The organism is Amycolatopsis sp. NPDC021455 (genome assembly GCF_040640995.1).
Taxonomy (GTDB): Bacteria; Actinomycetota; Actinomycetes; order Mycobacteriales; family Pseudonocardiaceae; genus Amycolatopsis.
Genome location: NZ_JBFACT010000007.1, coordinates 187,673 through 212,834, shown reverse-complemented (window position 1 = coordinate 212,834; position 25,162 = coordinate 187,673). Strand labels below are relative to the sequence as shown.

Genomic DNA, 25,162 nt, shown 5'->3' with positions numbered 1-25,162 from the left:
ACCCAGTCCATGCCCAGCCGGTGGCAGCAGCCGTTCACCGTCTTCCAGACCAACCTCCAGGAAATCGACGCCACCATGGACGTCGAAGCCGCGCTCGACGTCGTCGAGAGCCACGGCGCCGACACGTGGCTGCTCAACGCAGGCGGCATCTCCGCGTTCTACCCGACGGATCTCCCCTACCAGGCGCGCAATCCCTTCCTCGCCGACCGGCCGTCCGGCGACCTGCTGGGCGACGCGGTCGCCGCAGCCGGCCGGCGCGGCATCCGGGTGCTCGCGCGCCTCGACCTGTCCAAGGTCACCGCCGGGATCGCCGCCGCGCACCCGGACTGGCTCTTCGCCTCGGCCGTCGGCAAACCGCAGATCTACCACGCGCTGTACAGCACCTGCCCGTCCGGTGAGTACTACCAGCAGCGCGCCTTCGACATCCTCGACGAGATCCTCGACCGTTACCCCGTCGACGGGTTCTTCTTCAACTGGTTCAACTTCAACGAGCGCGACTATAGCGAGGTCGTCCACGGCGTCTGCCACTGCGCGTCCTGCGTCAAGCGCTTCGCCGAGTTCAGCGGCGGCCAGGACCTGCCCGACGGCCTCGACTCGCCGACGTTCGGGCTGTGGCGGCGCTACACGGAGACCACGAAAGCAGAACTCGGGCGCCGGTACACCGACCACCTCGCGGCTCGCAACCGCGACCTCGCACTGGTGCTCAACAAGGGCGGCTCGATCGTCTACCAGGAAGGCAACAACGCCTTCCGGCACATGGCGGGCAAGGAGCTGTGGCCGCACGCGACGGCCGAGGCCGTCAGCGCCCACGTCTCCGCGCGGCCCGCAATCCCGCTGCTCGTGAATGTCCCGGCGCACGTCGACTCGACCTACCGGATGGCCGCAGAGCAGCCGGAGCACGTGGCGCAGCACCTGCTCCAGGTGATCGCACGCGGCGGCAACCCCTCCACCTACATCCTCGGCGCGCCGGGCCGGCTCCCGATGACAAGCGTCTCGCTGGCCAGGGACGTGACGCGATTCCACCGCGACCACCACCCGCTCTACGCGGCCCTGCGGCCCGCGGCGACCATCGGCCTGGTGCGCCCCGCAGGCGGCTGGGGCCGAATGGACACTCTCGAGGAGTTCCGCGGCATCTACCAGGCACTACAGCAGAAGCACCTGCCGTTCGACGTGCTGCCACTGGGCGACCTGACGTCGATGTCGCTGGATCGCTACCGGCTCGTCGTGCTGCCGGATGTCGGGCCGGTCGGCCCGGCCGCGGCGGTGGTGCTCGACGAATTCGTGGACGGTGGCGGCAATCTGCTGAGCACGGGCAACAGCGGCTTCACAGCGGACGGCGGCGCCGAACTGACCGCGTCCCCGGCACTGCGCCGGATCGGCCCCGAGCTGTCCGGCAAGGCGGTCTGGTCGACCTATGCCACGCTCGACGAGCAGTCCCGCATGGACCACAACGCCTTCGACGGCTCGGTCGTCCCCGTTCACGGCACCAACGCCCGCTGTGTCTGGAAACCCGGCACCGCGAAGGCAGGCATGGTTCTCGCCCAGGCGCCGTGGGGGCCACCCGAGCTGGCCTACGGCCACACCGCCACCGGCGACCCGGCGGTGGCCTCCATCGACCACGGCTCCGGCACGTCGTCGATGCTCACGTGGACGATCGGCCGCACCTACCGCGAATTCGCGAAGACCGAGGTGCGGGACCACCTCCTGCGCGTCCTCGAACCGCTCGCGGGAGCTCGCGTGCGCGCGGAGCTGCCCGAGCAGGTCGAGCTGATCCTCGGCCGCGACGACGACGGATACGTCGTCCACCTGCTCAACCAAACGGGAGCCCGCCGCCGGTCGTTCGGTCCGCACGTGCCCGTGAGCGGAGGCCGCCTCGTGGTCCACGGCGCAACCGGACGCGCCACGGCGCTGGTGGCCGGGCACGAGCTGCCGACCCGGCGCGACGGCGACCGGCTGGTCATCGACCTCCCGGTCGTCGACCTCTTCGAAGTGGTCCGCATCCACCAGGAGGAAACCCCCTGATGCCCGCGTTCACCCCCACCGAACTGGCCGAACAGCTCGGCACCGGCCTCCTGTCCTTCCCCGTCACGCACTTCACGCCGGACCTGGCCGTCGACGAACCCGCCTACCGCGCACACGTCGCCCGCCTGAGCGAGTACGACGTGGCCGGCCTCTTCGCCGCAGGCGGGACCGGCGAGTTCTTCTCGCTCACCGCGCCCGAGGTGGGCCGGGTCGTCCGCGCGGCCGTGCAGAGCACGCCGATGGGCACGCCGATCCTCGCCCCGGCCGGGTACGGCACCGCCCAGGCGGTGGAGCTGGCCCATGACGCCGAAGCGGCGGGCGCCGACGGACTGCTGCTGTTCCCGCCCTACCTCACCGAGGCGTCCCAGGACGGGCTGGCCGCCCACGTCCGCGCGGTGTGCGCCGCGACCTCGCTCGGCGTTGTGCTCTACAGCCGCGCCAACGCGGTGTACTCCCCCGAGACCGTCGCCGCGCTCGCGGACACCTGCCCGAACCTGATCGGGTTCAAAGACGGTGTCGGCGACCTGGAGGCCATCACCCGGCTGCATGCACGGCTGGGCGACCGGCTGGTGTACATCGGCGGCCTGCCGACCGCGGAGACGTTCGCCCTGCCCTACCTGGAGCTCGGAGTCACCACCTACAGCTCGGCGATGTTCAACTTCCTGCCCGGGTTCGCGCTGGCGTTCTACGCGGCGGTCCGGGCGGGCGACCGGACGACCGTGCGCCGTCTGGTCGCGGACGTCGTGCTGCCGTACACCGAGATCCGGGACCGCAAGCGCGGATATGCGGTGAGCATCGTCAAGGCGGGCCTGCGGGTCACCGGGCATCCGGCCGGGCCAGTCCGGCCGCCGCTGACCGATCTCGACGACGCCGAACTCGAGCTGCTCGCCGAGATCGTCAAGGCTGCCGGAGACCAGCCGTGAGCCCGCCGGTCGTCGCCGCGCTGCGGGTGGTGCCCGTCGCCGGGCGGGACAGCATGCTGCTCAACCTCTCGGGCGCCCACGCGCCCTTCTTCACCCGGAACCTGCTGGTGCTGACCGATTCCGAGGGCCGCACCGGCGTGGGTGAGGTACCCGGCGGCGAGGCCATCCGGGCGACTCTGGAGGAGTCGCGCGACCTGGTCGTCGGCACGCCGGTCGGCGCCTACCGATCTGCCCTTCGCGCCGTGCGGCACCGCTTCGCCGACCGCGACGCCGCCGGACGCGGAGTCCAGACCTTCGACCTGCGCACCACGGTGCACGTGCTGGCCGCGCTGGAGTCCGCGCTGCTGGACCTGCTCGGGCAGTATCTCGAGGTGCCCGTCGCCGAGCTGCTCGGCGACGGCCCGGTCCGGTCCGAGGTGCCGGTGCTCGGCTACCTGTTCTACGTCGGCGATCGGGAGCGGTCCGGGCTCGGCTACCGGGCGGGTGAAGGCGCGCCCGACGCTTGGACCCGCCTGCGCGACGAGCCCGCGCTGACCCCCGAGGCCATCACCCGGCTCGCCGAGGCCGCCCACGAGCGGTACGGGTTCGCCGACTTCAAGCTCAAGGGCGGCGTACTGCCCGCGGACCAGGAGGCCGCCGCGGTCCGGGCCGTCAAGGAGCGGTTCCCGGACGCCCGGGTCACCCTCGACCCCAACGGCGCCTGGTCACTGGCCAAAGCGGTCCGCGTCGGTCGGTCCCTGCACGACGTCCTCGCTTACGCCGAAGACCCGTGCGGTGCCGAGAACGGCTACTCCGGCCGTGAAATCATGGCCGAGTTCCGCCGCGCCACCGGGCTGCCCACCGCCACCAACATGATCGCGACCGACTGGCGCCAGCTCGGACACGCGATCCAGGCGGGCGCGGTGGACATCCCCCTGGCCGACCCGCACTTCTGGACGATGTCCGGCTCGGTGCGCGTCGCCCAGCTGTGCACGGAGTGGGGCCTGACCTGGGGCTCGCACTCCAACAACCACTTCGACGTGTCCCTGGCGATGTTCACCCACGTCGCCGCGGCCGCACCCGGCGAGATCACGGCGATCGACACCCACTGGATCTGGCAGGACGGCCAGGCCCTCACCACCGCGCCGCTGCGGATCACCGGCGGCCGCATCGAAGTGCCGCGCCGTCCCGGGCTCGGCGTCGAACTCGACGAGGACGCTGTCGCAGCCGCCCACGAGCTCCACCGCGAGCACGGCCTCGGCGCCCGGGACGACGCCACCGCGATGCGCACCCTGATCCCCGGCTGGGAATTCGACCCGAAGCGCCCCTGCCTGGACCACCCCGCAACCGAAGCAAGCAGCTGGAGGCATTGATGGACAACACCGGACTCGACGGCAGCAGCGTCATCGTGACCGGAGGCGGCTCGGGCATCGGACGGGCGGCCGCCCTGCGGTTCGCCGCCGCCGGCGCGAACGTCGTCGTGGCCGACATCAACGCCGACGCCGCCAAAACCGTTGCCGCGGAGATCGAGGCGTCCGAAGGACGCGCCGCGATAACGGTCGGCGATCTCAGTGATCAGGCGGTGGTCGACGAAGTCGTCACCACCGCGGTCACCGTGTTCGGCGGCTTGGACGTCCTGGTGAACAACGCCGGGATCATGGACACCATGTCCGCCGCCGGCGACGTCTCCGACGCTGAGTGGGACCGGCTGATCCGGGTCAACCTCACCGCCCCGTTCCTGCTCACCCGCGCCGCGCTGCCGCACATGCTCGCCAAGCGGAAGGGCGCGATCGTTTACACCGCCTCGGAGGCGGCCCTGCGCGGCAGCGCGGCCGGCGCCGCCTACACCGCGTCCAAGCACGGCGTCGTCGGGCTCACCCGGTCCGTGGCGGTCATGTACCGGGACTCCGGCATCCGCGCCAACGCCATCGCGCCCGGCGCGACCATGACGGGCATCACCATCGACGCCGACCCCGCCGCACTCGGCCCTCAAGTGCTCGGGAGGTACCGGCAGAACGTCGGCCGGCTCGCCGCCGCCGACGACCAGGCCGCCGCCATCGTGTTCCTCGCCTCGGACGCCGCCGCCAACATCAACGGTGCCGTGCTCCCCGTCGACGGTGGCTGGGCGGCGGTCTGAACTTCGAGTGCCCGGGGCCCCGAAACCTGATTCGGGGCCCCGAGGATCACTCCACGACGGTGATGGCCACTGCAGGGCAGATCGACGCCGCCTGCCTGACGTCGTCGGCCTGCTCGGCGGCGGGCTCGCCGGTGAGCAACACCGCGATGCCGTCCTCGTCCCGCTGGTCGAACACTTCGCCGGCGGTCAGCACGCACTGACCGGATCCGACGCACTTGGCCTGGTCGATGGTGATCTTCACGGTGTTTCCTCCCGGAATCGCCGTCACCAGGTGACGGGCAGCTCGTAGACGCCGTAGACCGAGCCGTCGTGCTTGAACGGGATCGTCGCGACATCGGCCGCCAATCGCAGCGTGGGAATGCGACGGTAAAGAGTGCCGTAGGCGACCTGGAGTTCCATGCGGGCCAGGGACTGTCCGAGGCACTGGTGCACCCCGAAGCCGAACGCCACGTGGTGCCGGGCGTTGCGGTGCACGTCCAGCTCGTCCGGCCGATCGGGAAAAGCTTCCGGGTCGCGGTTGGCGATGTCGTTGGGAAAGATGACACCTTCGCCGGCCCGGATGGTCTCCCCCGCGATGTCGATGTCGGCCAGCGCGATCCGGCGACGGCCGTTGTGCGTGATGTGCAGGTACCGCAACAGTTCCTCGACCGCCGAAGCGACGAGTTCCGGATCATCGGTCTCGCGCAGGAGCGCGAGCTGCTCGGGGTGTTCGAGCAGCGCCAGAGTACCCAGCGCGATCATGTTCGCGGTGGTCTCGTGACCGGCGAGCAACAGCAGAACACCGATCTGGGCCGCCTGTTCGCGGGTCAGTTCACCGGTGCGCACGCGTTCGACCGCCAGTTGCGAGAGCAGGTCGTCGGCCGGTTCGGCCAGTTTGGCCCCGACCAGCCCGTCCAAGTAGGACATCAGCCGCCCGGTGGCGGCCCTCCGTTCCGCAGTCGTCGCGGTGCGCCGGACGATGATCTTGCTGTTCTCCTGGAAGAACTCGTGATCCGTGTACGGGACGCCGAGCAGAGCGCAGATCACCAGGGACGGCACCGGCAGCGCGAACGCCTCGACCAGGTCAGCCGGTTTCGGCCCGGCCAGCATGGTGCCGATCAGGTCGTCCACGATCTCCTGCACCGTGGAACGCAGGGACTCGACGCGTTTGACGGCGAATCCCGCGGTGACCATGCGCCGCATCCGGGCGTGTTCCGGGCCGTCCATGGTGATGAAACTGAGCCCGGACTGGCCGGGATCACCAGGCTGCGCGGGGAACGGGAACCCGGGCCGGGTGACGTCGGAGCTGATCCTCGGGTCGGCGAGCAACGCGCGTTGCTCTCCGTACCGGGTCACCAGCCAGTGCGTGGTGCCGTCGGAGAGCTGCACCCGCGCGAGCGGGCCTTCCTTCTGCAGGGCGTACAGCGTCGGCGGCGGGTCGAACGGGCAGCCCTCGGCCCGCGCCGCCGGGTACCCCGGAGTCTCTTGCCGGGCGTTGTCGATCGTGCTGGTCATTGTTCGCTCCTTTGCAGGTGGAGCCGCCACGCCCAGGAGTACCGGGTCCCGGCGAGCCGGTGGACGGGCCGGGTGTCCGGGCCGAGCAGAGCCGTCCCGATGCCCCGGTGGGCGACGTCGACGTGGATGACGGTGGCCTCGCTCTCCGGCAGCTCCCACCAGTGGTCGGCCGACTCCAGCTGCTCCGCCGTGTGCCGGCCGACGTTCACGTGGACGGGGACCGGAGTGCTGATCGCGACGCGCCCGGCGGGTCCGGTCACGGCCAGCTCGGTGACGCCGCCGCGGGTGCCGTGTTCCTGGGGGCGCACGTAGGGCACCGCCAGGTCGTCGATCGTCGAGGTCCACCGGCCGAGCAGGGCGTGGCGGCGGCGATCGGGGTAGTTCTCCCACGGCCCGAGCCCGACCCATGTCGCATCTCGGAACCCGCCGGCAAGCTCGAAGACCATACCGACCCGGAGCCCGTCACGGGTGTCTTCGGGGAGGATCACGTCTTCGCGGAACACGAAATCATCCGAGCCGGCCTCGATCAGTTCCCGGTAGTGGACGATTTCGTCGCCGAACGCCGTGCGGTAATGGGTAGTGGTGGCCGTGCGATCGTCGTGCGCCGTCACCGACGTCTTGACCGGTTCGAGGGCGAAGAAGCCGGACCGGACGAACCGCTGGTCGAGGGAGAACGCACGGTCGTTGTCGGTGAGCGCGCGCCACAGCGACAACCGCGGCGCGCGGGCCAGCAGGGGATGGCTGACGTCGCCTTCGGCGTCGACCGCGACCGGCCGGCCGGCCGTCGGAAGTGCCGGCAGCGGCCGGGGCAGGGCGATCTGCTCCACCGCCACCTCGGTTCCCGCGGGCGCCCACTGGGCGTCGCTTCGGGTGCGCACGACCAGCGAGACGCCGAGGGCGTCCGGATCGGCGGCCGCCTGGACGATCTCGCCGGGCAGGAGGAGCGTGCCCTCCTGCCCGGCCACGAGGTCGGGCGTCGCCACAGCCAGGACGGCGGACGGACCATGGCGGGTGTCGACCCGCACCTCGAGCACATAGCCGGAAAGATCGGCGAACGACTGCCGGTTGCGCACGCGCACCTGGCCCCAGCGCAGGGTTTCCGCGTCGGAAACGACCCGAAGAGGACTGAAGACGCCACGGACCTCGTACAGGGCCGGTTTCGGGGTCAGGTCGGCGAACACGACCCCGTTGAGCAGGGTCGGGCCGTTGTGGGGCTCATCGCCGAAGTCCCCGCCGTACCGGTACCGGCCGTCGCCGTCGGGATCGAGGGCCTGGTCCGTGAACTCCCAGAGGAAGCCACCCTGCAACCCCGGCAGGGTCTCGAAGAGGTCCCAGTAGTCGGCGAACCCGCCGGTGGAATTGCCCTGCGAATAGGCGTACTCGCAGGTGATCAACGGGCGGTCGGCGCGGTGGTCGGCCGAATACGCCCGCAGGGCGGCGAACGAGGGGTACATCGGGACGACGAGGTCGCTGGCCGCGTGGCCGCCGTGCCAGTCCGTCGCGATGGCCCCTTCGTACTGCACCGGCCGGGTCGGGTCGAACCGCCGGACCCACGCCGCCGCCGCGTCGTGCGCCGCGCCGTACCCGCTCTCGTTGCCCAGCGACCAGATCAGCACCGACGGGTGGTTCCGGTCGCGCAGCACCATGCGCGCCACCCGCTCTACGATCTCGGTGAGGTACCGCGGATCGTCCGCGAGCGTGGAGGCGAACGCGTGACTTTCGATGTCCGCCTCCGCGACCACGTAGAACCCGAGCTCGTCGCACAGGTCGAGCAGCACCGGATCGTTCGGGTAGTGCGAGGTGCGGATCGCGTTCACGTTGCAGCGCTTGAGCAGGGACAGCTCGGCCAGCATCCGTTCCCGGCTGAGTACCCGGCCGGTGCGCGGGTCGATGTCGTGCCGGTTCACGCCTTGCACCAGGATCCGGCGGCCGTTGACGAGCAGGTCGCGACCGTCGATGGTGACCCGGCGGAAACCGACGCGCACCGACGTCGAGTCGACGACGGCCCCTTCCGGATCGACCAGCTCGACCAGCACGTCGTGCAGCTCGGGCCGTTCAGCCGACCACGGCGGGACGGCGAGGTCGGCGAGGTCGAGCCGCGCGGTCCCCGCCGGCACGGGCGGATTCCGGAACGAGGCGCCGATGTCCGGGATCGCCCGGTACTCCGGCGGAACGGGAGCGGCGGCGGCCTTGATGCTGAGGATGTCCATGAAGTCGTCCGGCAGCCGCCGGGCCGGCCGGACAGCGCGATCGTGCGGCGGCTTCAGCGGGGTCGGCAGCGTGGGCGCAGGCAGCCGGGGAGCGACTGGGAGTTCATGGGTCTCCCCCAGCACCTGCACGCGGACGGTGTGGCGTACCTCGGCGTGTCCGCGCAAGCCCTCGGTCGAGACGACCACCCGGAGCGAGCCGCGTTCCGTCGCCGGATCGAAGTCCGCCCGCACCGAGAGATCGGCCAGCCGGATTTCCGGGACGGTGTAGAGGAACACCGAGCGGCTGAGCCCGGACTGCCACCAGTGGTCCTGGTCTTCCAGGTAGCTGCCCGCCGACCACTTCGCGACCGCCAGCTCGATCGTGTTGGCCCCCGCGGTGACAACGTCGGTGATGTCGAACTCGGCGGCGAGGTGGGAGTCGGCGCTCGTGCCCACGGCCTCGCCGTTCACCGCCACGCGCAGCTGACCTTCCGCGGCGCCCACGTGCAGGACGACCCGGTGGCCCGGCGCCGGTTGCAGGTCGACCGTGCGGCGGTATACGCCGAGCGGGTTCGCGTCGGGGACCGCCGGATACACCTCGTCGAACGGCATCGGCACGTTCGTGTAGTGCGGACGGTCCTCAATGGACGTCATGGTCCACAGGCCCGGCACCTCGGCGGTCTCCCAGTCCGGCGCTTCCGGCGTCGTATCCGTCGCCCGCAGCTGGAACTGCCAGGTGCCGTCCAGGCTGATCTCCGGTTTCCGGCGCAGCGCGTGCATCGGCATGCGGTTGACCGCATGCAATCCGGACCGGTCGAACGGCGCCGTCACCGGCCTTCCCGGGGCAGCGCGTTGCTCTTGGCGACCTCGCCGAGCCAGCCGAGACTGGGTTTGGGGGTACGCTCGAACGTCTCCCGGTCGACCGCGATGAGACCGAAGGTCGGCGCCCAGTGACCCCATTCGTAGTTGTCGAGCGCGCTCCAATGCACATAACCGCGCACGTCGACGCCGTCGCTGATCGCGTCGGCGAGATGCCCGAGCGCCTCGGCGGTGTACGCGACACGACGGCTGTCGTCGGCCGTCGCAATCCCGTTTTCGGTGACCAGGATGGGAACGCCGCCGGTGACCTCATGGGTGTGGCGCACCGCGATGCCCAGCGAGTCGGGCCGGTAGGCCGTGCCGACCAACGTGTTGCCGGGGTGCGGCGGGTGCGGTTCGATCCCGTCGGCGTTCACCCATTGGCTCGAATACGACTGCACCCCGACGAAGTCGTCGTCGCGGGCGCCTTCCAGATAGAGGTCTTCCCGGACGTGGCTGAGTTCGCGGAGCCTCTCCTCGGCGCCGGGGCGGGCCACCAGCGCCTGGTTCGCGATGGTCCACCCGACGCGGGCACCGGTCCGCCGGCGCACGACGTCCCGCGCGGCGTGGTGGGCTTCGATCAGCAGCTTCCCCAGTTCGGGGTCGGGATCCGGAAGCGCCGGACGAGCGCCGCCGTCGACAGTCGGGCTCTGCCACTTCTTCCGCGCTTCGGGATCCTGCGCCAGCCGCGCCATCGAGGTCATGAGGGCGAGCATGTTGGGCTCGTTCATGGTGCAGACCCACTCGACGCCGTCGAGGATGCCGCTGACCGCCTCGACGTAGGCGCGGAACCGGTCGACTGCGCGTTCACCCAGCCAGCCGCCCTCTTCGACGAACCAGCGCGGGCTGGTGAAGTGGTGCAGCGTCACGACGGGCGCCAGACCGTGGCCCAGAGCCGTGTCGATCATCCGGCGGTAGTGGGCCAGTTCGGCCCGGGAGACCTCTCCGGGTTCCGGCTCCACCCGGGCCCACTCCACACCGAACCGGTAGGCGTTCAGCCCCGCTTCGGCCAGCAGCCGCATGTCCTCGCCGAAGCGGTGGTAGCTGTCGCACGCGTCGCCGCTGCGTTCCATGCCCTGGCTCGTCCGCTCCCGCGCCCAGAAGTCACTGTTGACGTTGTTGCCCTCGACCTGGTGCGGCGAGGTGGCCGCTCCCCAGAGGAAGCCTTCAGGAAAACGCACCGTCCCGGCGGAAGTTTCTGATACTCGCGTTGCCACTCAGCCATGTTCGAGTGCCCGCCGCGAGATCGACAACCGGTTGCCGTGAGTTGTCACGACGTGACCGGCTCCGAACCGTCCGCGCCGATCAGGGCCATGAACCGCTCGAGCGGCGTGACGATGTCCAGGCGCGGGTCGAGCAGCCAGACGATCTGCAGGCCGTTGAGCAACGCGTGCACGAGCGTCGTCGCGCTGTCCGAGTCGAGTTCGCCGGCGTCGGTCACGGCGGCGGCGATGCGGGTGCGCACGAGTTCGTAGCGCCGGACGACGTACTCGTGGGCGGGGTGGTCCGGCCGGGAGGCCGCCACAGCCAGCTCGGCCCACAGCCGCATCAGCTCGGGCGCCTCCTGGTGAGACCGCAGCAGACGGGCCAGGTAGGCCGCCAACCCCCCGAACGTCTGCTCGGCCTCCCGCTCTCCCGCCGCGCGTTCGTCCGCGTCGCGTTGGGCCAGCACGGCCATGAGGAGTTCGTCCTTGCCGGCGAAGTGGTGCTGGAGCACCGCGTGCGTGGTACCGGCGCGCTCGGCGATGTCACGCAGGGAGGACGCAGCATAGCCGCGCTCGGCGAAGCTGTCCCGTGCGGCGCAGAGGATTTCCGCTCGTCGAGCCGCCGACTTCGCGTAGGGCCCGCGTCCCACTCCATCACCCCGTTCATCACGTTCCGATCACGGTTGGTGCCGGAAAGTTGAATCGATCATACACTCGGATCAGATGAAATTTAGCCACATGGCAAATTTTCACTTCGGGTCCATCGGCGCGTTCGGAGACGGGATGAGCGAAGCGGGACAGCCCACCATCTACGACGTCGCCAGGTCGGCCGGAGTCGCGACGTCGACGGTGTCGCGTGCCTTCTCGCGGCCGGGCCGAGTGAGCGCGAAGACCGCGGCCCGGGTGCGCGCCGTCGCGGCGGAACTGGGCTACCGCGTCGCGCCGCTCGCGGGCCGGCCACCGGCCGGCCGGACCGCAACCGTGGCGCTCGTGGTCTCCGACGTGACCAACCCCGTCTACTTCGGCATCGTCCGCGCCGTGGAAACCGCGGCCGCGGCCGCCGGATACACCGTGCTCCTGGGCAGCGCGCGCGAGTCGGACGAGGTGGAACGGGCCATCCTGGAACGGACCCTGCCCACCGTCGACGGCGTGGTGCTCGCCGGCTCCCGGTTGCCCGACCGCACGATCCGGACCATGGCCGAGCACCGCGCGTTCGTCGTGCTCAACCGCGTGGTTCCCGGCGTGCGCAGCATCGTCCCGGACACCCGGCCCGGCATCGGCGGTGCGCTGCACCACCTGCGCGGCCTCGGCCACCGCGCGGTGACGTACCTGGCCGGACCGGCCGGGTCGTGGGCGGACGGCCACCGCTGGCGGTCGATCCTCGACCTCGCCCCGGAACTGGGCCTCAAGGTCAGCCGGATCGGGCCGTGCGCGCCGACCACCGAGGGCGGTTCGCGGGCCACACCCGAGGTACTCCGCCAGGCGTCGACGGCCGTGCTCGCCTACAACGACCTGCTCGCCATCGGCCTGATCACCGGCCTCGCCGAAACCGGCGTGCGGGTGCCGGACCAGGTCAGTGTGGTCGGGTTCGACGACATCTTCGGCGCGGACCTCTGCACCCCGCCGCTGACCACCGTGGCGGCTCCCCTGCAGGCCATGGGAGCGAGGGCTTTCGAGGAACTGCACCAGCAACTCGGCGGCTCGCTGTCGCGGCGGCGTCCGATGGCCCCGCTGCCGACCCGGCTCGTCCTCCGTGGGTCCACGCTGGGCGTTCCCGCTTGACCCGGCGCTCACCCGGCTTTCCAAGCGGTGCTGTGCACGACCACGTACGGCTGGTTCGCCAGGTCAGGCTGGAACCCGGGAACCAGGATGGGAGCGTCGTCGAGAAGGTCGACTTCCGCGAAACACATGATCGGGTACGAACCGGCGGTGAAGGCGGCCGGGACGGACGCGGCGAACCGTTCCCCGTCGCGGCGCATCGGGAGCCGGTTCCAGTCCTCCGAGTGATCGAGGTGGCGATAGTGCAACGTCGCCGCGGCGATCCGTCCGATCACCGCCGGCGGGCCGGCGAGACCGACCTGCAGCGAAGCAGCACGTTCGAACCGTTCCGGCACGACGACGTGCAGGCCGTCGAGCTCGGGCCGCCGGTCGCGGTGAGCGATCGGCACCGGCCCTGCGCCGGACGTGGCGCGGTCTCGCTCGACGCGCAGGGCGTGCAGGTCGTCGGCCATGGCGTCCCGGTTCTCGGCCCAGTGCCCGCGTTCGGACAAAGCGTGGCCGAACGTGAGCTCGTCCGCGTACACCCCCGCGGTGACCGCCGCGATGCCGGAGTACGCGTCGTGAGCACGCTCGAGCAGGTCGGCCGCCTCCACGACGTAGTCACGGACCTGTGTACGGGACCACAACGCGTACGCCACCGCAGCCCGGAACTTGCCGGCGAAGAACCGGCCGAGGCGGACGAGGATCTCCGCATCGATCAGGACCCGCCGCGTTTGCGGCCCCCCGGAGGCGAACCGCTCGCGAGCACGGTCGAGCACGGTTTCCCCTTCGCCGGCGAGCCGTTCGAGCCAGGTCGCAACCTCCAGCGGCGTGTACTTCCCGCACAGGCGACCGGCCACGGCGGCCTCGGCGTACTCCCCGATCCCGTAGAACAGCGCCGGGTCGAACGACGACACACCGTCCCAGTCGTTCGAGGCCGTGTCGAAGGCGTAGTGCCGCGACCGCACCCACGGCGTGATCGGCAGGTCGGCGTACACCTCCGGCCAGTACGCGTTGTTCGCCGCGCTCGGCGCGTGGGTCACCGTCACCAGCGGCAGGATCCGGCTCAACGGCGCGAGCAGCGCTTCGACGTCGGCCGCGAGTTCACCGTGCTCGACGCGCAGGAACCGTTGCCACGTCTCCGGCCTGCTCTCCGGGTCATACAGCAGGCGGCCCCACAGCAGGTAGGTGTACCGGTACTTCCGCCAGTCGGCGACCCCGAGCCGGAGGTCGTCCCGCACGTACGGGTCACGTCCGCCCGGCCGGCCGGAACCCTTTCTTCCCTTGAAGAACAGCGGCTCGCAGAACTCCACGCCGAGTGCCCCGCCGAGGGTGGCGTGCCGTCCGTAGCCCGCCGCGAACGCCGGATCACCCCACAGCAACAGCCGCTGCGTGCCCGGCCACATCCGGAAGAGCACGTCCATGTCCCGGTCCTCGTCCAGGAAGTCCGCGTAGCCGTAACGGGTGAACCGCCGGGCGATCTCGGTGACTCCCATCAGCTCGGCTCGTTCCTCGCCCAGCCGGCTGCGCGGTATCGGAGTCCGCTCGAACGGCCGGATCGATGCCTGGTGGTAGGGCAGGCCCAGGTGCTCCGCCCAGTACTTCACCGACGTCGCCGGCCGGATGTTCGGCTTCCGCCACGCGGCCAGCAGATCGGCGTCCAGCCCCTTCGCGTGCAGATCGACCCGCATCGGGCGCCCCGCCTCCGACAGCACCCGGAACATCCCGTCCCAGAACGCCACCCGGCCCCGCTCCGGGATGCCACCCTCGTAGTGCACCCGGAACGTGACCCCGTCGATCTCCGGGATCGCCCTGAGCAGGTCGCGCAACGCCGCCGCGCAGTAGTCGGCATGCGACTCCGCCCCTACCCCGAGGATGGGATGGCTGTGCCGCGCACCCAGCCGGTAGTCCGCAGCGTGGTTCCACAGTCCCAGCTGGAACTCCATGCCCCGGCGCCGCGTTTCCCGGACGACGAAAGCCAGCGACGCGAGATTCCGTGCCCGTTCCGCCTCGCCCACGCCCTGAGCCCGCACACCGAAACCGGCGACGTCCAGCAAGAAGGGGTACGGGAAGCACAGGTAGTTGTCCGTGGCGCCGGCGTTGGTGAGCCGGGAACCGTAGTTGTACTGCATCCCCAGCGCCAAGTGGAACCGGTTGAACCTCTGCTCGGCCTGGAAATCCAGGTACTCGGTCCAAAAGGCGCGGTCGTGGAACCACGGGAGGTCCTCGTGCTCGCTGGAAAACGCCCGTTGGACGCTGCGCACCGGGACCACCGGCCGGTGCTCCTCCTCCCCGGCACCGATCGCCTCGCCGGCGGTGATCCGCCCGGCCAGTTCCGTCAACGCGTAGGCCAAGCCCCGGACGTCGGACGCACTCACCACGACCCGGAGTGCTTGCCCCTCCTCCCCGGTCCGCATCCGGTAGGACTCCGCAGAGTGCGGCGGCTCGGGAAAGCCGTCACGCCGGGAATTCCACCCCACCGCGGACAATCCCACCGACAGGGGCCGGTCCATCCGTCCCGCCGCCCGGACCCGGCCGATCGCCCAGGCGATCGTCTCGTGCCCCAGCAGCGCGTCCGGACCGTCGAAGGTCACCCCGGTGTCGTCGATCCTGTTCACCACTCCCCCATGTTCGTGTCCGGTTCGGGGCAGGACAACGGGTTGCCACGAATTGCCACGACGTGTCCAGCGGCAACTCGTGGCAACCCGTTGTGCCGGGCGGGTTCTCCCTCGGACCATGGCGGCAGGGTCGATTCGGCACGTAGCCGCCACGCGGCATGCGGAACGCGGATCCGACGCAGTGCTCGGCCGATCAAGGAGGATCACGTGCCGCTTCCCGAACTTCCCGGCACCGCGCCGGACGCGCCGGTGGCCGCGCCGCTCGTGGTTGCCGAGGTTCCGCGTCAGGATTCACTCCCGGCCGTGAGCCGGCGATACGTGCTCCTCCTCATGCTGGCCGGGCTGGGTACGTCGATGGCCTTCGTCGCCGGCTCGGCGTACTCGCTCGCGATCCGGATCCAGCAGCTCGCCCCGGGCCAGGCCGAGGTGCTCGGCTACATCACCGGGCTCGGCGGTGTCGTTTCCCTGATCGCCACCCCGCTCGTCGGCGTGCTGAGCGACCGCACGCGGTCGCGCTGGGGCCGCCGTCGTCCGTTTCTCGTCGCGGGCACGCTGCTGGGGCTGCTGGCCCAGGTCGTCCTGGGGCTCGCACCCAACATCGTGGTGCTCGGCGCGGGGTGGCTGCTCGCGGCCCTGGGCTACGGCCAGGTCCTCGGCACGATCGGCAGCCTCCAAGCCGACAAGCTGCCCGAGCACCAGCGCGGCAAGGTTTCCGGGCTGACCGGGACGGCACAGCTGCTCGCGCCGGTGCTGGGCGTCGCGCTGGCCACCACCCTGGTCGGCAGCTCGGTGCTGTTGTTCCTGGTTCCCGGACTCGCCGGGCTGGTCCTCATCATTCCACTGTGGATCTGGGCCGCCGACGCCGACACTCGCAAGTCCGAGCTGCCTTCGGAACACCTGACCGTGGCCCGGCTGTTCGGGAAGTACCTGTTCGACCCGCGCCGGTACCCCGACTTCGCGTGGAACGGGCTGGGCCGGTTCGCCTTCTACTGCGGGTTGTACTTCAACACGACCTACATGACCTTCTTCATCGCCCAGCACCAGAACGCCGACGTCACCGCCGTCGGCGGTGTCGTGGTGGCCCTGGGCGGCGCCGGCGTCATCGCCACCGCGCTGGGCGCGCTCGGCGGCGGCATGCTGTCGGACCGGCTGCGCCGGCGCCGGCTGTTCGTCTTGCTCAGTGGAGCGTTGTTCGCGTTCGGGGCGGTACTGATGGTGAGCTCGAGCGGCCTGGTACCGCTGATCGTGGGCTCGGCCTTCACCAACCTCGGGATGGGCGTGTTCGCCGCCGTCGACCAGGCGATCGTGCTGGACGTGCTGCCCAGCCGCGAGGAGGCCGGCCGCTACCTCGGGATCATCAACTACACACAGCAGCTCCCGCACGCACTCGCGCCGCTCGCGGCCGGCGGCCTGCTGGCGATCGGGGCCGCCGACGGCACGAAGAACTACGACCTGGTCTACCTCGTGGGCGGCGCGCTCACCCTCGTCGGTGGCGCGATCGTCATGGCCAAGGTCAGGAAGAGCCGCTGACCCGCGATCGTCGTCACCCCGGCCTCGGCTTCAAAGCGGACGGCCCGCCAGGACGGCCTCGACCAGCGGCCGCAGGTGCTTCGGGGTGACGGGCTCGCGCAGCACGTGGACCCTCAGGTAGACCGCGCCGATCAGGGCCTGCAGCAGCGGGCGCGAGTCCGCTGTCGCAGGCCACTCGCCGCGTTCGGCGGCGCGTTCGAAGATCTTCTCGAACGCGTGGAAGCGTGTCGCCCAGTGCTCGCGCAGCTCGCGCGTCGTGTCCGCGTCACCCGGCAGGCCCAGCGCGAACTGGAAGGCCGCCCGCGCGAGCGGGCTGTCCAGATAGCGCCCGGCGGCAGACATCGTCGCCGTCAGGTCCTCGACGAGGGTGCCGCGGTCGGCCACCGGGATGTTGCGCTCGAACAGGGCGAAGCTCGCTTCGGCCACCAGGCCGTCCCGGGTCTTCCAGCGCCGGTAGATCGACGTCTCGTGCACGCCCGCGCGGGCCGCGACCGCGGCGATGCCCAGCTTGTCGTAACCGGACTCCTCCAGCTCCGCGACGGTGGCGGCGATCACCGCATCGCGCACGCGCGCACTTCTCCCGCCCCGACGCCGCCGCGGTGCGCCTTCCTGCTCGCCATCCATCGCCATGCGCTCACGTTAGCCGGTCGCCGCGCGGTCCGGCACCCGACCTTAACGCAGGGACGCTTGCGTTAAGGATTCCTGTCGCGCTACGTTGGCCTTGCCGAAGGGAGAAGCGCGTGCAGATAAACCGGGACGTAGTGGTGAAGGTCCGTGACGGGGTGTCCATTTCGGTCGACGTCTTCCGGCCGGACGGTGCCGCGCCCGTGCCGGTGATCGTGTCGATGAGCCCGTACGGGAAGGGCGTGCACTGGCCGGACCGGTTCCCGCTCTACGAGGAGGCCGACCAGAGCGAGCACGCCGTATGGGAGACGCCCGACCCGCAGTGGTGGACCGATCGCGGGTACGCCGTGGTGCGGGCCGACGCCCGCGGCACGGGGAAGTCGGCCGGACGGCTCGACGTCAACAGCCCCGAGGACGCCGAGGACTTCCACGACGTGATCGAATGGTGCGGCACCCGGCGGTGGTCCACCGGGAAGGTCGCCACCAGCGGGATCTCGTGGTACGCGGTGATGGGGTGGCGCGCCGCCGCGTTGCAGCCACCGCACCTGGCCGCGGTCGTCGCCTGGGAAGGACTCACCGACTGGTACCGCGAGTTCGGCAGGCAGGGCGGCATCTACGCCAACGGCGGCTCCGAAGGCTGGTGGCAGAGCCAGATCGAACCGCAGCGCAACACCGAGGACTTCGCCGACCTCACCGCCGAACTCGGCGACCGGGAACTGCTCGACGACTGGTACCGCGAACGGACAGTCGACCTCAGCCGGGTGACCGTGCCGCTGTTGTCGGCAGGCAACTGGGGTTCGGTCCACCTGCACCTGCGTGGCAACATCGAGGGCTGGCTGGGTGCGGCGTCGGAGCACAAGTGGCTGGTCGTCCACACCGGATCGCACATCGGCCCCTACTACACCGAGTGGGGCAAGCAGCTGCAACTGCGCTTCCTCGACCGATTCCTCAAAGGCGACGAGACGGCCATGGACGGCGTCCCGCCGGTGCGGCTGGCCATCCGCCGCGGACACGACGTCGAGTGGCGCGACGAGCAGGAATGGCCCCCGGCCCGCACCCGGTGGCGGGAACTCCACCTCGCCGGCGAGGCACTCACATGGGAAAAGCCGGAACCGGGCACCACGTCGTATCCGGCCACGTTCGAGTTCGAGGCGACCGAACGCCTCGAACTGACCGGACCGGTGGCCCTGCGGCTGTGGATGTCCCACGAAGCCGACGACCTCGACGTGTTCGCCCGCCTCGACCAGTACGACGCGAACGGCGAGCGAATCCCCGCACTCGGGCCGCACGGAGCACTCACTCCCGTGCCCATGGCCATCGGCTGGCTGCGCGCCTCCCACCGCAAGCTCGACCCGGAGCGGAGCACGCCGTACCGCCCGTGGCACACCCACGACGAGATCCAGCCGCTGCAGCCCGGCACACCCACTCTGCTGGAGATCGAATTCTGGCCCACCTCACTGACCCTCGAACCCGGCCAGCGGCTCCGGCTGCAGCTGCTGACCGGTGACGACGATCTGAGCCCCCGCCTGGCCCACAACCACCCTGGCGACCGCAAGATCGGCGACGGGGCGACCGTTCACTTCGGCGGCGAGCACCCGTCCCACCTGCTCGTGCCGGTCATCCCGTCCTGACCGGCACCACCACGACAACCGCACGATCGACCATCCGGCGCTCTACATCGGCGCCGAGAACGACGCGGTGCCGAGGTTCATGCCCCCTTCTCTGATGGACGGCCACGTCACGGACCTCCGCGGCGCCGACGTCCTGCCCGGTGTGGGGCACTGGCTTCAGGAAGAAGCCCCGTGGAGGTCAACCGCCGGCTCCTGGCCGGACTCCCGGAACCGTCATGAAGCTTTCCGGATTTCAGCGAAAAACCCATGAGTCACCGGGGGTGGCCTTCGAACCGATCTTCGCGGTAACCTAAATCAAGCAGTTGATTTAGATGCGTGGTCGGTCTCGTCCTGCTCCGAACTCACGTCCTGCCTGCCCTGGCAGGCGGAAGGGATTCCATGTCGCCCCAGCCCGATGACCCGGACCGTTCGCGCTTTGCCCCCGAGGAGCTCGGCTTCGATCCCGAGGTCCTGCGGGCGAAGTACCGGGCGGAGCGGGAGCGCCGCCTCCGGCCGGACGGTGCGGCCCAGTACCGGCGGGCCGCCGGCGAATTCGGGTACTACGCCGCCGATCCCTACACCGAACGCGTCGACCGGGAGACCGTGCACGACCGCGTCGAAGCCCTCGTGATCGGCGGCGGCTTCGGCGGGCTGCTCACCGGGGCCCGCCTGCGCCAGGCCGGGCTGACGGACATCCGGATGCTCGACGAGGCCGGCGACTTCGGCGGCACCTGGTACTGGAACCGCTACCCCGGCATCCACTGCGACATCGAGTCCTACTCCTACCTGCCATTACTGGAGGAAGTCGGCTACGTCCCACAGTGGCGCTACTCGCCGGGCGAAGAGATCCGGCAGCACGCCATCGCCATCGCCAAGCACTTCGACCTCTACCGCGACACCCTCTTCCACACCCGCGTCACCGAACTGCGCTGGGACGAAGAAGCCGCCGAGTGGCAGGTGCGCACCGATCGCGGCGACGCCTTCCGCGCCCGGTACGTCATCGTGTCCTCCGGCACGCTCACCCAGCCGAAGCTGCCGGGCATCCCCGGCATCGAGACGTTCCGCGGGCACACCTTCCACACCAGCCGCTGGGACTACGGCTACACCGGCGGCAGCCCCGACGGCGGCCTGGATCGCCTGGCCGACAAGAAGGTCGGCGTCGTCGGCACCGGCGCGACCGGCATCCAGGTCATTCCCCACCTCGGCCGGGACGCGCAGCACCTTTACGTCTTCCAGCGCACCCCGTCGTCGGTGGACGTCCGCGGCAACCGGCCCACCGACCCGGAGTGGGCCGCGTCGCTGAAGCCCGGCTGGCAGCGCGAGCGGATGGACAACTTCCTCACGATCGTCACCGGCGGGCACGCCGAAACCGACCTCGTCGGCGACGGCTGGACCAGCAGCGCCCGGCTGCAACGGCAGATGCTCAGCGGCACCGTCGACACCTCGCTCTCCGACGAAGACCGCGAATACCTCGACGAAATCGCCGACTTCCGGAAGATGAACGAAATCCGCGCCCGCGTCGACGAGGTGGTCACCGACCCGGCCACGGCGGAGCTGCTCAAACCCTGGTACCGCTACATGTGCAAGCGGCCCACGTTCAGCGACTTCTACCTCCAGACGTTCAACCGGCCCAACGTCACCCTGGTCGACACCGCCGACCACGGCGGAATCACCCGCATGACCGAGAACGCCGTCGTCGTCGGCGACGAAGAGTACGAAGTGGACTGTGTCATCTTCGCCACCGGTTTCGAAGTCGGCATCTCCGGCGTCCTCTCCGGCACGCTGCCGGTGTACGGCCGCGACGGCATCCCCCTGCTGCAGTCCTGGAGCCAGGGACCGAAGACACTGCACGGCTTCTACAGCAACGGCTTCCCCAACCTCTTCCACCTCGGGTCGCTGCAGAACGCCACCGCCGTCAACTTCGTCCACATCCTCCAGGAACAGGCCACGCACATCGGCGCGGTCGTCGCCGAAGCCCGCAAGCGCGACGCCCACCGCGTCGAGCCGACCACCGCCGCCGAAGAGTCGTGGATCGCCACCATCCGCGCCCATTCCCGGGACACTTACCGGTTCCTGGCCGAATGCACGCCGGGGTACTACAACAACGAAGGCAAGCCCCGCCCGCACACCAACTCCTTCAGCCCCGGTCCAGTCGTCTTCCACGACCTGCTGCGCCGCTGGCGCGAAGAAGGCGGCCTCGACGACGTCCTGGCCCGAGCGTGAACGGCTTCCACGCGCGCTCGCTGACCCGGCCGACGCCCCTGCGCGGTTCGAACGGCGTCGCCTTCGGCCCGGACGGCCGGCTCTACGTGGCGCAGTTCCTGGCCGGCGAGATCAGCGCCGTCGACCTGGCCACCGGCGACGTCGAAGTGGTCGTCCCGGCCGGCGGGCCGGTGCAGGCGCCGGACGACCTCGCCTTCGGCGCCGACGGGTCGATGTACCTCACCGACCTCGTACCCGGCCGCGTCTGGCGACGGCAGCCCGACACCACCTTCACCCTGGTCACCGACCAGGTGCGGCTGCCCAACGGGATCGCCTGCGTCGGCGACCGCCTGTTCGTCAACGAGATGGTCCCTGGCGGCCGGCTCCTCGAACTGGGCGAGGCGGAACCGAAGGTCCTCACCGGCGGACTGGCCATGGGCAACGCCATGCAGCTCGGCCCGGACGGCGCCCTCTACTACCCGCACATGCTCACCGGCGAGGTCTTCCGGATCCCGCCCGACGGCGGCACGCCGGAACTCGTCGCCGCCGACGTCCACGAGCCGGTCGCCGTCCGGTTCGACCTCGGCGGCGTGCTGCACGTGCTCTCCCGCGGCGCGGCCGGCATCGTCACCCGCATCGACCTCTTCAGCACCGGCGACCGGGAACTGGTCACCAGCGGGCTGTCCGGACTGGACAACGCCGCCTTCGACCCCGAGAACCGCATGTTCGTCTCCAGCTTCGCCGCCGGCGGCATCACCGAACTGCACCCCGACGGCCGCACCCGCGAGATCACCCCGCGCGGCTTCGCCGGGCCCTACGGCGTCACCGTGGACTTCGGCGGCACGGTGCACGTCGCCGACCACTACCGCGTCGCCGAGCCACGCGACGGCGACGTCGCCACGACCGAGCTGCTCACGTTCACCCACGGCATCGCCGCGGACGGCGACCTGCTCCACCTGACCTCGCAGTACGGCCAGGTCCGGACCTACGACCGGGCCACCCGGGCGGTCCGCACCCGGGCCGACGGCCTGGACCAGCCCCTCGGCATCGCCGTGGACGCCGACGACGCGCTGGTGGTCGCCGAGGCGGGCGCGGGCCGGGTCCTCGCCATCGACGCCGACGACGAGATCAGCGTGCTCACCTCCGGCCTCGGTCGCCCGGTCGACGTGGCCGCGGACGACGAAGGCCATTGGTATGTCAGCGACGAAGCCCACGGCACGGTGTACCGCCTCGACGACGGCACGCCGATCCCCGTGGCTGTGGACCTCGATGCCCCTCAGGGGATCGCCGTGAGCGACGGCCGGTTGTACGTCGCCGAAACCGGGACAGGTCGGCTGATAACCCTGGACCTGGCCACCGGGGAGACGACTGCGACGGACCTCCCGGCCGGCCCACCCTCGTTCAGGGACCTCCCGGCGTTGAAGGCCCACGGCATTCCGGGCGTCCCCCGGCCGTTCGCCGGTCTCGCCGCGGCGCCCGGCCAGTCCCTCTACCTCACCGCCGAGGGCACCATCCTGCACCTGACTCCCGCGGAGCACCCGTGACCACCATCGCCGCACCGCCACGCCGTCAGGTTCTTCAGGCACTGAGCGGCCTGCTGCTCGCCTTGTTCGTCTCCACCCTCAGCAGCACCGTGGTGGCCACGGCCCTGCCGCGCATGCTGCACGACCTCCACGGCACTCCCGTCCAGTACGCCTGGGTCGTGACCGCCACCCTGCTCTCGGCTACCGCCGCCACGCCGATCTGGGGCAAGCTGGCCGATCTCTTAAGCAAGAAGACGCTCATCCAGACCGCCGCCGTCGTGTTCATCGCCGGCTCGGTCGCCGCGGGCCTGGCCCAGAACACCGGCCAGCTCATCGGGGCGCGGGCACTGCAGGGCGCCGGCGTCGGCGGCCTGCAGTCGCTGGTGCAGATCGCCATCGCCGCGATGATCCCGCCGCGCGAACGCGGCCGCTACGCCGGTTACCAGAGCAGCGTCACGGCGCTGTCCACCATCGGAGGGCCGCTGCTGGGCGGCTTCATCGTCGACACCTCCTGGCTCGGCTGGCGGTGGTGCTTCTTCATCGGCGTACCCGTGGCCCTGGTCGCATTGGTCTTGCTCCAGCTCACGCTGCGGCTCCCGGTGGTACGGCGGGAAAACGTGCGGATCGACTACTGGGGCGCAACCCTGATCACCGGCGGGGTCAGCCTGCTGCTGATCTGGGTCTCCTTCGCCGGAGACGCGTTCGCGTGGGCGTCGTGGCAGACGGCTGTGATGGTCGGCGGCACGCTCGCCCTCCTCGGACTGGCCACCATCGTTGAAACCCGCGCCGCCGAACCCGTCGTCCCCCCACGCATCATCCGGCAGCGCACGACGGCGCTGGCCATCCTCGGCAGCCTCGCCGCCGGAACCGCCATGTACGGCGCCGCGGTCTTCCTCAGCCAGTACTTCCAGGTCAGCCGGGGCCACAGCCCGACCGAAGCCGGACTGCTGACCATCCCGATGATGACCGGCATCCTGGTTTCCTCCATCGTCGCCGGCCGCCGGATCAGCCGCAGCGGCCGCCTCAAGCCCTACCTCGTCACCGGCGCCATCAGCCTCACGGCCGGGTTCGCCGGTCTCGGCCTCATCGACGAGCGCACGCCCCTGGTCTTCGTCGGCGTCGCGATGCTGCTGATCGGCACCGGAGTCGGCATGACCCTGCAGAACTTCGTCCTCGTGGTGCAGAACGCCGTACCCCTGCGGGACATCGGCGCGGCCAGCGCCACCGTCTCGTTCTTCCGTTCCCTCGGCGGCACCATCGGCGTCGCCGTCCTCGGCGCGATCCTGGCCCGCCAGGTCGCCGAACGCCAGCTCGCCGGCGACCCGCCACCGGTCGCCTACGGCGCCGCAACCGGGCACATCTTCGCCATCTCCGCCGGCGTCGCCCTGCTCGGCGTGCTCGCCGCGATCCTGCTCAAGCCGGTATCCCTGCGCACCACCCTCGACAAGGCAGACAACGCCGAGCGGCAATCCACCCGTTCAGCGTGAAGTGTGTTCAGCCTCGACCCCAGGAACTCGGTCGAGCGCTAGGTGTTGTGACGGTCAGCCGCGGGACTCCCGGGGGAACCGGGCGCCGGCCAGGAACTGCAGGATCCAGCGGTTGAAGGCGTCGGGTCGTTCCCAGTGGGGTGTGTGGCCCGCTTCGGAGAAGATCACCAGGCGCGCGTCGGGCAGGTGACCGAGCACGGTCCGGGTCAGCGGTATCGGCAGGTAGAGATCGCCTTCGCCCGCGGTGAGCAGGGTCCGCACCGTCATTTTCTCCAACAGGGCCCACGTGATGTTGTTCGCCAGCTTCGGCAGCGGGAGCCCTTCGGGTCGGGACAACGCGGCGAGCTGCTCCCACCGGGCCACGCCGTCGGGGTCGGCCGCGCGGTAGGGGCCGCCGAGTTCGAGGAACGAATGAGGCATGGCGTTGAACCCGGTTGGCTGGAGCCGAGCCAGGGTCGCCCGGAACTCGGGTTCCTGGATGCCCATCTGGCTGTTCGCGATCACCAGGCTGCGCAGCCGTTCCGGATGGGACAGCGCGAAGTCCATGGCCACGAACCCGCCCAGCGCGGCGCCGATGAGGTCGAACTTGCGCAGGCCGAGGTGGTCGACCAGCGCCAGCAGATCATCGGCGGCGGGCGGGTCGTCGGGGGTCGGTGCCGACGAACGGTAGTACCCACGCCGCGAGTAGGCGATGACCCGGTGGCCCGCCCCCACCAGCGCGGGCTGCTGGAACGGCCACGCGAGCGCGCTGCCGGTCGCGGTGTGATCCAGGACGACCGGGCTTCCCGTGCCGCCGGTGTCCCAGTAGAACAGCGACCCGCCGGGCACGTCGACGACGTCTCCGGTCACCGGGTACTGCTCCGGAAGCGGACCGGTCGCCTCCGCGGCACTCGCCAGCGCGGTGAGTGCAGCCGGTGCGGCCACCGCGGCCAGCGCTGCGCCGCGGAGCACCGCGCGCCTGCCGGGCGAATGCGTTGCTGTCATCGCTTTTCTCCTGTCTTGT

General features: G+C 70.6%; 18 protein-coding genes. 10 read left to right on the top strand and 8 right to left on the bottom strand.

All coding sequences use genetic code 11. The annotated features are described in order from the left end of the window. Positions 1-9 precede the first annotated feature (9 nt). From AB0G28_RS13170 to AB0G28_RS13155, 4 genes are read left to right on the top strand one after another with little or no spacing between them, the layout of a single operon-like run. Positions 10-2,022, top strand: a complete 2,013-nt coding sequence (locus AB0G28_RS13170; RefSeq protein ID WP_361087392.1) for an alpha-amylase family protein — start codon at positions 10-12, stop codon at positions 2,020-2,022. Further along, positions 2,022-2,945, top strand: a complete 924-nt coding sequence (kdgD, locus tag AB0G28_RS13165) for a 5-dehydro-4-deoxyglucarate dehydratase (protein ID WP_361087389.1) — start codon at positions 2,022-2,024, stop codon at positions 2,943-2,945. The genes AB0G28_RS13170 and kdgD overlap by 1 nt, the downstream gene beginning before the upstream one ends. Next, on the top strand, positions 2,942-4,297 hold the full coding sequence (locus AB0G28_RS13160) for an enolase C-terminal domain-like protein (protein ID WP_361087386.1): 1,356 nt from the start codon (positions 2,942-2,944) through the stop codon (positions 4,295-4,297). The genes kdgD and AB0G28_RS13160 overlap by 4 nt, the downstream gene beginning before the upstream one ends. Beyond that, positions 4,297-5,061 carry an SDR family NAD(P)-dependent oxidoreductase gene (locus AB0G28_RS13155; RefSeq protein WP_361087383.1) on the top strand — a complete coding sequence of 255 codons (765 nt, stop codon included), beginning with the start codon at positions 4,297-4,299 and terminating at the stop codon, positions 5,059-5,061. The genes AB0G28_RS13160 and AB0G28_RS13155 overlap by 1 nt, the downstream gene beginning before the upstream one ends. A 46-nt stretch (positions 5,062-5,107) precedes the next feature. On the opposite strand, the gene AB0G28_RS13150 is transcribed toward AB0G28_RS13155, so the two are convergent. The 5 genes from AB0G28_RS13150 to AB0G28_RS13130 form a co-directional block, all read right to left on the bottom strand. Next, positions 5,108-5,302, bottom strand: a complete 195-nt coding sequence (locus AB0G28_RS13150; protein WP_361087380.1) for a ferredoxin — start codon at positions 5,300-5,302, stop codon at positions 5,108-5,110. 23 nt (positions 5,303-5,325) lie between these two features. Then, entirely contained in the window at positions 5,326-6,555 is a 1,230-nt protein-coding gene (locus AB0G28_RS13145; RefSeq protein ID WP_361087377.1) for a cytochrome P450, read from the bottom strand. Beyond that, positions 6,552-9,530 (bottom strand): glycoside hydrolase family 2 TIM barrel-domain containing protein, encoded by a 2,979-nt coding sequence (locus AB0G28_RS13140; protein WP_361087374.1) that lies wholly within the window; start codon positions 9,528-9,530, stop codon positions 6,552-6,554. The genes AB0G28_RS13145 and AB0G28_RS13140 overlap by 4 nt, the downstream gene beginning before the upstream one ends. Before the next feature lie 41 nt (positions 9,531-9,571). Then, entirely contained in the window at positions 9,572-10,783 is a 1,212-nt protein-coding gene (locus tag AB0G28_RS13135; protein WP_361087371.1) for a family 1 glycosylhydrolase, read from the bottom strand. 89 nt (positions 10,784-10,872) lie between these two features. Next, the gene (locus AB0G28_RS13130) at positions 10,873-11,457 is read right to left on the bottom strand and encodes a helix-turn-helix domain-containing protein (protein ID WP_361087368.1); all 585 of its coding nucleotides are present in this window, start codon (positions 11,455-11,457) and stop codon (positions 10,873-10,875) included. 133 nt (positions 11,458-11,590) lie between these two features. Between AB0G28_RS13130 and AB0G28_RS13125 the strand changes: the two genes are divergently transcribed. Then, positions 11,591-12,589, top strand: coding sequence for a LacI family DNA-binding transcriptional regulator (locus tag AB0G28_RS13125; protein WP_361087365.1), 999 nt, complete (start codon positions 11,591-11,593; stop codon positions 12,587-12,589). A gap of 8 nt (positions 12,590-12,597) precedes the next feature. Here AB0G28_RS13125 and AB0G28_RS13120 read toward each other — a convergent pair whose 3' ends face one another. Further along, a complete protein-coding gene (locus AB0G28_RS13120) occupies positions 12,598-15,183 on the bottom strand; it encodes a hypothetical protein (RefSeq protein ID WP_361087362.1) in 2,586 nt (861 codons plus the stop codon). A gap of 207 nt (positions 15,184-15,390) precedes the next feature. Between AB0G28_RS13120 and AB0G28_RS13115 the strand changes: the two genes are divergently transcribed. After that, positions 15,391-16,713 carry an MFS transporter gene (locus tag AB0G28_RS13115; RefSeq protein WP_361087359.1) on the top strand — a complete coding sequence of 441 codons (1,323 nt, stop codon included), beginning with the start codon at positions 15,391-15,393 and terminating at the stop codon, positions 16,711-16,713. A gap of 30 nt (positions 16,714-16,743) precedes the next feature. Here the strand turns inward: AB0G28_RS13115 and AB0G28_RS13110 are convergent, their stop codons facing one another. Continuing rightward, complete coding sequence (locus AB0G28_RS13110; RefSeq protein ID WP_361087356.1) at positions 16,744-17,280, bottom strand: TetR/AcrR family transcriptional regulator; 537 nt, start codon at positions 17,278-17,280, stop codon at positions 16,744-16,746. Positions 17,281-17,453: 173 nt separating this feature from the next. Here AB0G28_RS13110 and AB0G28_RS13105 point away from each other — a divergent pair, with 173 nt between their 5' ends. From AB0G28_RS13105 to AB0G28_RS13090, 4 genes are all read left to right on the top strand, one after another. Beyond that, positions 17,454-18,968 (top strand): CocE/NonD family hydrolase, encoded by a 1,515-nt coding sequence (locus tag AB0G28_RS13105; protein ID WP_361087353.1) that lies wholly within the window; start codon positions 17,454-17,456, stop codon positions 18,966-18,968. Between the two features lie 378 nt (positions 18,969-19,346). Further along, complete coding sequence (locus AB0G28_RS13100) at positions 19,347-21,170, top strand: NAD(P)/FAD-dependent oxidoreductase (RefSeq protein ID WP_361087350.1); 1,824 nt, start codon at positions 19,347-19,349, stop codon at positions 21,168-21,170. Further along, positions 21,167-22,693: a hypothetical protein gene (locus tag AB0G28_RS13095; protein WP_361087347.1), complete on the top strand. Its 1,527-nt coding sequence runs from the start codon at positions 21,167-21,169 to the stop codon at positions 22,691-22,693. The genes AB0G28_RS13100 and AB0G28_RS13095 overlap by 4 nt, the downstream gene beginning before the upstream one ends. Beyond that, entirely contained in the window at positions 22,690-24,159 is a 1,470-nt protein-coding gene (locus AB0G28_RS13090; protein ID WP_361087344.1) for an MDR family MFS transporter, read from the top strand. Before AB0G28_RS13095 ends, AB0G28_RS13090 begins: the two co-directional genes overlap by 4 nt. Positions 24,160-24,213: 54 nt before the next feature. Here the strand turns inward: AB0G28_RS13090 and AB0G28_RS13085 are convergent, their stop codons facing one another. Further along, positions 24,214-25,143, bottom strand: a complete 930-nt coding sequence (locus AB0G28_RS13085) for an alpha/beta hydrolase (protein WP_361087341.1) — start codon at positions 25,141-25,143, stop codon at positions 24,214-24,216. Positions 25,144-25,162 lie beyond the last annotated feature (19 nt).